Source organism: Kytococcus sp. HMSC28H12, assembly GCF_001816045.1.
GTDB classification, from domain to species: domain Bacteria; phylum Actinomycetota; class Actinomycetes; order Actinomycetales; family Dermatophilaceae; genus Kytococcus; species Kytococcus schroeteri.
Genome location: NZ_KV824658.1, coordinates 1 through 11,037, shown reverse-complemented (window position 1 = coordinate 11,037; position 11,037 = coordinate 1). Strand labels below are relative to the sequence as shown.

Here is an 11,037-nt window from a genome sequence, read left to right as displayed (position 1 = left end):
CCCCGCGCCCCGTCCGCCTCCCACAGGCGGCGGGGCGCGGTCGCCTCTAGGCTGCCTGGGAACCCACCACCACCCGGGAGGCCCCATGGACATCTGCCAGATCATCCAGCGCCAGCACGACGAGCAGCGCACCCTGTTCTCCTACCTCGAGGAGTGGGACCGCACCGACACCGAGGGCCTGGGTGCCGTGTGGAAGCGGCTGGCGATCCTGCTGGAGACCCACGCCGAGGCCGAGGAGAAGTACTTCTACCCCCACCTGCTCACCCTGGGCACCGGCGGCGCGGACGCCCCGAACGCCGAGCACGAGATCGAGGACGCGCTGGAGGACCACAACTCCATCCGCGAGGCGGTGCGCCGGGTGGACGCCGAGGAGGTGGGCTCCGAGGCGTGGTGGAAGGCCGTGGTGGACGCCAACGTGGCCAACTCCACCCACATGGGCGAGGAGGAGCGCCAGGACCTGCTGGACTTCCGCCAGCAGGCATCGCTGCAGCTGCGCCACGACATCGCCGTGGAGTTCCTGCGCTACGAGGCGCTCAAGGCCGCGAAGGGCATCACCCCGCAGGACAAGGACCCGCAGGAGTGGATCGACGACCACGACGACACCGACGCGCAGGCCAGCGACCGCGCCGGTGACGCGCCCACCAAGAGCCTGCAGGCCAGCGAGACCGAGTGACGCGCCGGGGCGTCCCTCAGGGGCGCTCCCACGCCGCCACGGGCCCCGGCTCCACCACGAACATGCGGTGGGGTCGGGGCTCGTCGCTCCCCACCTGCGCCCACCACTCGGGTGAGCGCTGGCGGCACTTGGCCCCCAGGTGCTCCCACTCGAAGGCGAGCTGCCCGTCGGTGAGCGGCAGGCGCAGGTGCGGGTCGGCATCGCAGACCACCCGGGTGCGGTCGAACCGGTAGCCGCGGGCGTCGGCGGCATCGGCGAGGCCGTGCAGCCAGGTCGCGATGCCGAGCACCGGGTCGTCCAGCGCCCGGAAGCGCTCCAGCTGGGGATGCTGCGTATAGCCCTTCGTCAGCCCCCGCAGCACCTTCTGCGCCAGCAGACCCTCCCGCCAGCCGGCCACCAGGGCGGCACGGTCCAGCTGGGCGGGGTGCACACTCCACAGACGCATCGGGTGATGGTGTCACGGGCCCTAGGCTCGGCGCATGCAGCAGACCACCGAGTACCAGCCCGGCCTGACCATCCGCACCCTGCGCCTCGAGGCGCCCGTCGACCACGGCCTGTCCCGGCCTCCGGCGACCGGCCCGGACGCCCCGGCGGACGTGGCCCTGCCCGCAGACACGCTCGAGCTCTTCGCCCGCGTGGTCACCGGCACCGACGGGGCGGACAAGCCGTATCTGGTCTTCCTGCAGGGCGGCCCGGGCGGCGAGGCCCCACGTCCCTCCCTCACCCTCTCGAGCCCGTCGTGGCTGCGGCGTGCCCTGCAGGACTACCAGGTGGTGATGCTGGACCAGCGGGGAACGGGCCTGTCCACCCCCGTGGGGAGCACCCTGGGGCCGCGCCGCACCGCGCCCGGGCTGACCGGCGTCCTGGCCGGTACCACGCCCGCCCAGCAGGCCGCCTACCTGCAGCACTTCCGGGCGGACTCGATCGTCGCGGACTGCGAGCTGGTGCGCGAAGCCCTGGGGGCCGAGCAGTGGACCGTCCTCGGGCAGTCCTTCGGCGGCTTCACCTCCCTGCACTACCTCGCCACCCACCCCGAGTCCCTGGCCGGTGCGCTCATCACCGGCGGTCTGCCGCCGGTGGACCACACCATCGAGGAGGTCTACGGCGCCACTTGGGAGCTGATGATCGGGAAGTCCGAGGAGCACCACCGCCGCTTCCCCGGCGACCGCGCCCGCATCGCCGAGCTCACCGAGCGCGCGGCCGACGGCGAGATCGTCCTGCCGAACGGCGACGTCGTCTCCCCCGAGCGCTTCCGAACCGTCGGCCACGGGCTGGGCATGTCCTGGGGCTCCGAGCGGCTGCACCACCTGCTGGAGCGCGACCACACGTCATCGGCCTTCGCGGCCGACCTCGAGGGGATGCTGCCGTTCGGCGGTCGCAACCCCTTGTACTCGGTCCTGCACGAGTCCTCGATGGCGGACGGCGTCGCCACCCGCTGGGCGGCCGACCGCACGATCCCCGGTGCGGTGGCGGCGGACCCGACGCTGCTGGGCGGGGAGCACCTGCACCGGTCGCTGTTCACCGAGGACAGCCTGCTGGCACCGTTCGCGGAGGCGACCGACCTGCTGGCCGAGGTCGAGTGGGCGGAGCTCTACCCGGCCGAGGCGCTGCGCCGGGCTGACGTGCCCGTGGCCGCGGCGGTCTACAGCAACGACGCCTACGTGCCGCGCGACTTCTCGCTGGAGACGGCCGCGCTGCTCCAGGACGCCCGGGTGTACGAGACCAGCGCGCACGAGCACAACGGGCTGGGCGCCGGCGAGGACGTGTTGGACCACCTCATCGGACTGCTGCAGGGCACCCGCTGGCGGTGATTGCCGGCGAGTGCCCTGCAGGGGTGGGGCACTCGGCCCACGGGACGCGCGTCAGGGGGTCATGACCACCTTGAGGCAGTTGTCCTGCTTCTTCTGGAAGACCTCGTACATGCGCGGGGCGTCCTCCAGGCCCACCCGGTGGGTGGCAAGGTCCTCCAGGCCCAGCACGTCCTCGTCCTGCGTCACGACGTCGAACAGCTCGGGGGTCCACTGCTTGACGTGGCACTGGCCCATCCGCATCGCGATGCCCTTGTCGAACATGGTCATCATCGGCATCGGGTCCACCATGCCCCCGTAGACGCCCGAGATCGAGACCGTGCCACCGCGCCGCACCGACTCGATGCAGCCGTGCAGCGCCGCGAGGCGGTCGATGCCCGCGTTCTCGATGGCCGGCTTGCCGATGACCCCGGGCAGCCGGCCGGCGGCGGTGATGACGCGCTCGGCCACCGGGTTGCCGTGGGCCTCCATGCCCACCGCGTCCAGGGCGCCGTCGGCACCCCGCCCGTCGGTGAGCTCCGCGATGGCGCGGCCGACCTCCTCCGGTTTGCGGCCCTTCCCGTCCACCTGGTTCAGGTCCACCACCTCAGCGCCCCAGGCGCGGGCGGCTGCCAGGCGCTCGGGCACCAGGTCCACCCCGATGACGCGGCCGACCCTCCCCAGCCGCAGCGCGGTCCGGACGGCCAACTGCCCCACCGGACCCAGTCCGAAGACGGCCAGCGTGCCGCCCTCGGGGACCTGGGCCCACTGCACGCCCTGCCACGCGGTGGGCAGGATGTCCGAGAGGTACAGGTAGCGCTCGTCGGCGCCGTGCTCGGGCAGCGTCACCGGTCCGAACTGGGCCTGCGGCACGCGCACGTACTCGGCCTGGCCGCCGGGCACCGCGCCGTAGAGATCGGTGTACCCGAACAGCGAGGCCCCCTTGCCCTGGTCGCGGTTCTGCGTGGTCTCGCACTGGGCGAACAGCCCACGGGAGCACATCCAGCAGTGGCCGCACGAGATGTTGAACGGCACCACCACGCGGTCGCCGACGGACAGCCCGGACGCCGCGGCCTCGGGCCCGACCTCCTCCACGACGCCCATGAACTCGTGGCCCAGCACGTCCCCGGGGTGCAGGAACGCCCCGAGCACCGAGTACAGGTGCAGGTCGGAGCCGCAGATGGCGGTCGAGGTGACACGGACGATCGCGTCGGTGGGCTGCTGGATGACGGGGTCCGGGACGGTCTCCACCCGGACGTCCTGGGGGCCCTGCCAGGTCAGTGCGCGCATGGTCCTGCTCCTTGCCCGGCCGGGGCCGGATGGGGGTCCTGCTCGGTCGGCTCCACGCTAGACGTGATCCGTCCAGCGCGCGCGGTGAGCGCCGCGCCCCTACCGTGGAGGCATGGACTCCACCGTGTCGAGCACACCGTCCACCCTCCCCTCCCCGTCCGCCCGCCCGGCCACGTCCCCGTCCGCAGGCACCGCCCGCCCGGCACCCCGTGGCGGCGAACCACTGGCCCTGGTGGTGGGGGCATCGCGCGGGCTGGGCCTGCTCTGTGCCGAGCAGCTCATCCAGCACGGCCACCGCGTGGTGCTCTCCTCGCGCAGCCAGGAGTCCTTGGAGGCCGCCCGCGCCCAGCTGCTCGCCGAGCACCCCGAGGCCACCGTCGACATCGCCCCCTGCGACGTCTCCGACCGCCATGCGGTGACCGCGCTCGTCGAGGGTGTGGAGCGTGACCTCGGCCCCATCGAGGTGCTGCTCACGGTGGCCGGCATCATCCAGGTGGGGCCCGCGCAGGCGATGACCCTGGAGCACTTCGACCAGGCCGTCGGCACCATGCTCATGGGTCCGGTGAACGTGACGATGCAGGTGCTCCCGCACATGCGGCAGCGGGGACGCGGCCGCATCGGCACCGTCACCAGCGTCGGCGGCAAGGTGGCGCCCCCGCACCTGCTGCCCTACTCCACGGCCAAGTTCGGCGCCGTCGGCTTCAGCGAAGGCCTCACGGCCGAGCTGGCCGGCACCGGCGTCACGGCCACCACCATCGTGCCGGGCCTCATGCGCACCGGCTCGCACGACGCCGCCCTGTTCACCGGTGACGCGGCCCGGGAGTTCGCCTGGTTCGGCCCCTCGGCCTCGCTGCCCCTGCTGTCCATGGACGCCGAGCGCGCCGCCGAGAGGATGGTGCACGGCGTGCTGGAGGGTCACACGCACGTCATGCTCACCCCGGTGACCCAGGTGGGCTCGCGCGTGCACGGGCTGGCCCCGTCCTTCACCACCCGCCTCATGGGGTTGGTCAACCGGGTGCTGCCCGGCGCCGAGGCGGTCGACCCGCTGGGCCCCGGCACCACCGTCGAGGGACGGGTGGCCCGCCAGGGACTGCGCGGCCGGGCCCGACGAGTGGTCGACGCCCTGACCACCCTCGGCGACCGGGCCGGGGAGTCCACCAACGAGCGCACCGCGCGGTGACGCGACGAGGGGCCCTCCCACGACGACACCAGGGCCACCTGGCGCAGCGTGCGGAATCCGGAGACGTTCACGGCGCGCATCGGGTTGGCCGGTGCCCAGGTGGGCACGACCCGGCCGTCCTTCCACACGTGGGCCGGCGAGCCGAGGTGCAGCTCGAGGAAGGCGCCGCCGTCCAACGGCACCTTCTTGCCGCTGAAGTCGTTGTGCACGGCGCCCACATAGCGCACGTCGTAGGAGACGTCCTCGCGCTTCACTCGACCCAGGTCGAACACGACGCGGTCGGTGCAGGTGTGCCGGGTGGCGCGGGCGCCGTCGAGTTAGGAGCCGGAGTCGATGCCGGGCCAGTCGCGCTGCGTGGCACCGGATCCCCACGGGCGGCTCACGCAGGTGGTGGCGGCGGTGTCGCCGGACTGGCCTGCGGAGGCCGTGGTACCCCCCCGGCCGCGACCGCCCGTGGCCGGACACCGCCCCATCGGGCACCATCTCCCCATGCAGACCGTGAGCGCCGAGGCCCTGGAGTCCCGACTGTCCGCCCTGCCGGGCACCCCCCGCATCGTGGCCAGCGGCAACATGTGCGTGCCGTGGGAGGCCGTGGCCGTGGCCGACCGGGCCTGCGCGCAGTACGTGCTCAACGTGCTCAACGGCCCGCCCGGCCTGCCGGACCGTGAGGGCGTCACCGTCGAGACCTCCTTCGTGGGCCCCGGTCAGCGCCGCCACCCCCGCCTGCGCTACGTGCCCAGCCGCCTCTCGATGGTGCCCCTGCTGTTCAGCAGCACCCTGCCGCCGGACGTGGTGCTGGCCCACTGCGCCCCGCCCCGCGACGGCCAGCTGAGCCTGGGGCTGGAGACCAACATCATGCCCGCGGCCATCGAGGCGTGCCGGACCCGCGGCGGGCTGGTGGTGGCCGTGGTCAACCCGCGGATGCCGTACACCTACGGCGACGCGCAGGTGCCGGTGGAGCACGTGGACCTGGCCCTGGAGGTGGACGCCCCGCTGGCCGCCCACGACGGCGCACCGGCCACGGACGAGGCGGGGCGCGTCATCGGCGAGCGCGTGGCGGCCCTCATCGGCGACGGCGCCACGCTGCAGATGGGCATCGGTGCGGTGCCTGACTCCGTGCTGGCCAATCTCACCGGCCGCCGCGACCTGCGCATCTGGACCGAGATGTTCAGCGACGGCGTGCTCGAGCTGCACCGACAGGACGCCCTGGACCCGGAGGCGCCCATCACGTCGTCCTTCTGCTTCGGGTCCACCGAGCTCTACGACTGGGTGGACGGCAACCCGCAGGTGCGCATGCTCCGCACGGAGAAGACCAACGACCCGGGGCGCATCGCGCAGCAGCGGGCCATGACCTCCATCAACGCCGCCCTGGAGGTGGACCTCTTCGGCCAGGCCAACGCCTCGCGCATCGACGCGCACATCCACTCGGGCTTCGGCGGGCAGACCGACTTCATCGTGGGCGCGCTGCACTCGGCGGGCGGGCAGAGCTTCATCGGGCTGCGCTCGTGGCACCCGCGGGCAGACGTGTCCACGGTGGTGCCGCTGCTCGACGAGCCGGTGACCAGCTTCCAGCAGACGGCCGTCGTCACCGAGCAGGGCGTGGCGCGGCTGTGGGGTCTCTCGGAGCGGGAGCAGGCGGCCGGCATCATCGAGAACGCGGCGCACCCCAGCGTGCGCGAGGAGCTGTGGGAGGAGGCCCGCCACATGGGCCTGGCCTGAGCACCGGCTCCCCGGGCCCGATGGGGGCGCGCCCCTCAGCGCGGGTGGATGCCCGCCTGTCGCGCAGCCACCCGCCACAGCTCCGATGCTGCGTCGGCCGCCTCGTCCTCGCGGGCGGGCACGTCCTCCAGCTCGCCCCGCTCGGCCTCCACGGCGCGGCCGAGCCCCCAGAGCAGCCGGTCCCACACCAGTCCCCGGGCCACGAGCGCCGCGGCCACGTCCTGCTGCGGCCCGTCCACCACCCCGGCGGGCAGGGCGTGCTGCACGGTGAGCACCGTCTGCCCGCCGTCACGGGCCAGGTCCGCGGCCACCCAGGAGGTCACCCCGTCCACCTCCAGGCTGCCGCGCCAGCCCTCGGGGTCCAGCAGCTCGTCGGCACGCGCACCGGTACTGGCCACGGCCTGCTGCCAGTGGGGCCACACCGTGCGCGGCACCCCGGGCACCACGCGAGAGAGGGAGAGCACCCAGCCCTCGCCCAGGGGCTCCACCCGACGGGTCACGGCGTCCACGTGCTGCACGGCATCCATGGCGGACATGGTCGCACCGGGTGGACATGGGTACACGTGTTGCATGTGCTCGTTCATCTGTACTATCCTTGGGTCAAGGGCACGGGCTTACCGCGCCGGGCGCACGAGGGTCACGGGGGGTGATCATGGGGATCTCGCACACCACGGCAGGGCCGGGGGTGGATGCCGCGCGGCAGGCGGCGGACCGGGCGCGACCGTCGGTGGACGATGCACGTGCCGCCCTCGCGGAGGCCCACCGAGCCACCGACCAGTTGCTGCAGACCCTGTCGTCGCTCGCTCCCACCGCGCCGGGCGTGGACGCCGCAGCGCTGGGCTCCCTCTCGGCGGAGGTGAACCGAGCCGTCAACCGGTTGGAGTCCGCCCGTCTGCGGGTGGGGCACCTCATGGCGGGATGTCGCGAGCGCGGTGGTTCGACGCTGCTGGACGAGGGGCAGTTCTTCGCCCGGGACGGGCAGCGGGACCCGGCGGCTGCCCGCAAGGACGCCCACCTGGCCCGCGAGCTCGGCAACGGCCCCGTGGCGCCGGACGGTGCTGCGGAGGGAACCACTCGGGGTCGACCGCCTGCGGGGCGGGCGTTCGACGAAGGACTCATCAGCCGGCAGCACGTGGACGTCATCCTGGCCACGCTGCGCGAGCTCCCCGAGGACGTCACTGCAGCGGAACGCGAGGAGATCGAGCGCGACCTGACCCGGTCGGCCCAGCGTCTCTCCCCGGCCTCGCTCCGGGCAGCGGGGCGGCGGGTGCTGGCGGCCGTGGGCCGCACCCGGCGACAGGTGGACGAGCACGAGAACGACCTGCTGCACCGTCAGGAGGAAGCCGCATGGCAGGCCACCCGGGCCACGATCACGCACCGCGCCGACGGCACCTCCGTGCTGCACGCCGTCCTGCCGACCCTCCAGGCCATGGCCCTGGAACGGGTGCTGCAGGCGATGGCGTCGCCGGCTCGTCGCACCCGTCCCGCCGCGGTGCTGGGGCGGTCGCGGACCGACGAGGAGTCCCGCGACCAGCAGCTGGACCTGTGGCACGAGCGGGGCCTGGCCCTGGCCGAGCTCGTCGAGCGGCTGCCGACCGAGCACCTGCACCAGAAGGTCGCCGCCACCGTCGTGGTCCACACCGACCTGGAGACCCTGCGGGGAGAGGCCGAACGGGCCGGGGTGACCGACAGCGCCCACCGCCTCTCGGCAGGGGAGGTCCGGCGGATCGCGGCACAGGCCGGCATCGTCCCCAGCGTGCTGGGTGGCGAGAGCATGCCGCTGGACCTGGGGCGGCAACGGCGCTTCTTCTCCGATGCGCAACGAGTGGCGCTCTCCCGGGTGTACGACGAGTGCGCCGCCGAGGGGTGTGATCGCCCGTTCGCCTGGTGCCAGGTGCATCACGACCAGCCGTGGGCAGCCCGACGCGGGTCACCCGGCGACCGGGGTGGCGGCAGGTCGCCGCGGGGTGGGCCACCGACCGGCAGGTCGCCGCGGGGGTCGACGGACCTGGCCAATGCCATCCCCCTGTGCGGCCGGCACAACCGCATGGTGGAGCACCCCGGGGTGCAGCACACCGTGACGCGCGACGCGTCCGGTCGGGCGACCGTGCACCTGACCCGGGGGACGCGGTGAGTGCCCTGCCGCCGGTGGACGTCACGGGGGTGGACGTCATGGCGGTGGCGAACCCTCTGCGATGCCGGTCGTGGCCAGATCGTGCCGTGCCAGGTCGTGCTGTGGGGCGCGGGCCGGGACCGTGGACCTGCGAGACTCGCGGCATGGCCGAGCCGACCCCGCACACGCCCCTGACCGACCTGCTGGTCCGCGTGCACGACCACTTCCTGCCCCATACCGAGGGGGAGGTGGCTGCGTTCGCGCAGGCGGTCGGCGGGGTGGACGCCGACGACTTCGGCCTGGCCCTGACCACCGTGGACGGCCACACCTACTCGGTGGGCCAGGACGAGCGGTCCTTCGCCATCCAGTCCATCTCCAAGGCGTTCACCTACGCCATCGCGCTCACCGACTCCGGGTTCGAGGCGGTGGACGCCGTCATCGACGTGGAGCCCTCCGGCGAGGCGTTCAACGAGATCTCCCTGCAGGAGGGCACCGGGCGGCCGTCCAACGCCCTCATCAACGCCGGTGCCATCGCCGCCACCTCGCTGGTGGCCGGCTCGTCCTCCAACCCGCACGACGAGGGCTCGGTGGCCCGGGGCGACACGCGCCGCGACCGCCTGGTGCGCGGCTACTCCCGCATGGCCGGACGCGCGCTGGAGGTGGACGAGGAGGTGCTGGCCTTCGAGCGGGAGGACGGCGACCGCAACCTGGCCCTGGCCCACCTCATGCGCAGCTTCGACCTGGTCACCGAGGCCCCCGAGGCCGTGGCCGACGACTACTTCGCTGCCTGCTCCATCCTCGTGACCGTCCGCGACCTCTCGATGATGGCGGCGTTGTTGGCCACCGGCGGCGTGCACCCGCAGACCGGCGAGCGCGTGCTCGACGAGGCCGTGGTGGAGCGCGTGCTGGGCGTCATGAGCACCTGCGGCATGTACGACGACGCCGGCGAGTGGATGGTGCGCGTGGGTCTGCCGGCCAAGTCCGGGGTGGGCGGCGGCATCCTCGTGGTGGTGCCCGGGCAGGCCGGGTTCGCGGTGTACTCCCCGCGGCTGGACCGCCACGGCAACTCCGAGCGCGGCGTGCTGGCCTGCGAGGCGCTCTCGGCCCAGCTGGACCTGCACCTCATGCACGGCGTGCGCGAGCCCCACTCGGCGGTGCGCGTGACCTACCCGGTGACGGCGGTGCCCAGCGGGGTGCGCCGCCCGCCGGCGGCCGCCACCGTGCTCGAGCGCGTGGGCCACCGGGGGCGCGTCATCGAGGTGCAGGGGGCGCTCACCTTCGGGGCCGCGGAGTCGGTGATGCGGGAGCTCTGCTCGCTGCAGGAGGTCGATGCGGTGCTGCTGGACGTCCGGCGCGTCACCGTGGTGCCGCAGTTCGCCCGGGAGGGGCTGGCCGCCGTGGCGCGTGGCATGGCCGATGCCGGGCGCGTGCTGGTGCTCGTGGACGACCCGGACCGCGGCCTGGCGGGCGACGCGGTGCGGGTGGTGGCGCGGCGCCGCGTCGGCGTCGAGGCGGTGGAGAACCTGCTGCTGGAGCGGCACGGTGGACCCGGCCTGGACCTCGAGGAGGTGGAGGTGGGCGACGTGGGCGTCGTCTCCACCCTCGACGCCGCCGACGCCAAGGCCCTGCACGCCCGCATGGAGTCGCGCCACTACGCCGCCGGGGAGGTGGTGATCCGCGAGGGCGACCCCTTCGTGGGCATCCACCTCATCACCAGCGGCACCGTGGAGACCACCTCCGGGGCGGCCGGGGCGGCCGGCGACGAGCAGGACGTGGCCGACCCCACCACGCGCGGCCCGGAGCTGCGGCGGCTGGCGGTGCTGGGCCCGGGCCACAGCTTCGGCGAGTTCGGCCTGGTGGGCGACGGCCGGCACGCGGCCACGGTGACCGCCCGCGAGGAGCTGCAGACCTGGCTGCTCTCCCCGGAGGTCCTGCGCCAGCTGGAGGTGGAGGACTCCGGCCTGGCCCTGCGGCTCTGGCAGGCCATCACCCGGGAGGCCTTCACCCGCGTGCGCGCACAGATGGAGGAGCTGGCGGCCGCCGCCGCCCACGCCGGCTGACGGGCACCTCAGCCCCAGCCGGTCTCCCCAGGCACCGGGCCAGCGGCCACCGCGGCGCGCACCATCGCGGCCAACCGGGTGGGCTGGTCGCGCATCACCAGGTGGCCGCTGTCGGGCACCACCACGGTGCGGATGCGGGGCAGCGGCTCCCCGGGGCGGGTCCGCCGCAGCTCCACCCGGTGCCGCTGGGCGAGGTGGCGCTGCCGCCGCACCCA

10 protein-coding genes are annotated in these 11,037 nt (G+C 73.9%); 6 read left to right on the top strand and 4 right to left on the bottom strand.

The window, feature by feature from the left end; genetic code table 11:
* Positions 1–85 precede the first annotated feature (85 nt).
* A complete protein-coding gene (locus HMPREF3099_RS10600) occupies positions 86–673 on the top strand; it encodes a hemerythrin domain-containing protein (protein ID WP_070705951.1) in 588 nt (195 codons plus the stop codon).
* A 16-nt stretch (positions 674–689) separates the two neighbouring features.
* Here HMPREF3099_RS10600 and HMPREF3099_RS10595 read toward each other — a convergent pair whose 3' ends face one another.
* Positions 690–1,118, bottom strand: coding sequence for a pyrimidine dimer DNA glycosylase/endonuclease V (locus HMPREF3099_RS10595; RefSeq protein WP_070705949.1), 429 nt, complete (start codon positions 1,116–1,118; stop codon positions 690–692).
* A gap of 34 nt (positions 1,119–1,152) precedes the next feature.
* Here HMPREF3099_RS10595 and HMPREF3099_RS10590 point away from each other — a divergent pair, with 34 nt between their 5' ends.
* Positions 1,153–2,484 carry an alpha/beta fold hydrolase gene (locus HMPREF3099_RS10590; protein WP_070705947.1) on the top strand — a complete coding sequence of 444 codons (1,332 nt, stop codon included), beginning with the start codon at positions 1,153–1,155 and terminating at the stop codon, positions 2,482–2,484.
* A gap of 51 nt (positions 2,485–2,535) precedes the next feature.
* Here HMPREF3099_RS10590 and HMPREF3099_RS10585 read toward each other — a convergent pair whose 3' ends face one another.
* Entirely contained in the window at positions 2,536–3,750 is a 1,215-nt protein-coding gene (locus HMPREF3099_RS10585) for a zinc-dependent alcohol dehydrogenase (protein WP_070705946.1), read from the bottom strand.
* A gap of 112 nt (positions 3,751–3,862) precedes the next feature.
* Here HMPREF3099_RS10585 and HMPREF3099_RS10580 point away from each other — a divergent pair, with 112 nt between their 5' ends.
* Both HMPREF3099_RS10580 and HMPREF3099_RS10575 read left to right on the top strand, forming a co-directional pair.
* Positions 3,863–4,930 (top strand): SDR family NAD(P)-dependent oxidoreductase, encoded by a 1,068-nt coding sequence (locus tag HMPREF3099_RS10580; protein ID WP_083323718.1) that lies wholly within the window; start codon positions 3,863–3,865, stop codon positions 4,928–4,930.
* Positions 4,931–5,419: 489 nt separating this feature from the next.
* Positions 5,420–6,649 carry an acetyl-CoA hydrolase/transferase family protein gene (locus HMPREF3099_RS10575; RefSeq protein WP_070705944.1) on the top strand — a complete coding sequence of 410 codons (1,230 nt, stop codon included), beginning with the start codon at positions 5,420–5,422 and terminating at the stop codon, positions 6,647–6,649.
* Positions 6,650–6,684: 35 nt separating this feature from the next.
* Here HMPREF3099_RS10575 and HMPREF3099_RS10570 read toward each other — a convergent pair whose 3' ends face one another.
* Entirely contained in the window at positions 6,685–7,176 is a 492-nt protein-coding gene (locus tag HMPREF3099_RS10570) for a hypothetical protein (RefSeq protein WP_141762130.1), read from the bottom strand.
* Positions 7,177–7,376: 200 nt separating this feature from the next.
* Between HMPREF3099_RS10570 and HMPREF3099_RS10565 the strand changes: the two genes are divergently transcribed.
* Both HMPREF3099_RS10565 and glsA read left to right on the top strand, forming a co-directional pair.
* Entirely contained in the window at positions 7,377–8,783 is a 1,407-nt protein-coding gene (locus tag HMPREF3099_RS10565; RefSeq protein WP_168168522.1) for a DUF222 domain-containing protein, read from the top strand.
* Positions 8,784–8,926: 143 nt separating this feature from the next.
* Entirely contained in the window at positions 8,927–10,822 is a 1,896-nt protein-coding gene (gene glsA, locus HMPREF3099_RS10560) for a glutaminase A (RefSeq protein WP_070705938.1), read from the top strand.
* An 8-nt stretch (positions 10,823–10,830) separates the two neighbouring features.
* On the opposite strand, the gene HMPREF3099_RS13135 is transcribed toward glsA, so the two are convergent.
* On the bottom strand, positions 10,831–11,037 hold a 207-nt coding region (locus HMPREF3099_RS13135; RefSeq protein WP_202816757.1), incomplete at its 5' end, for a hypothetical protein.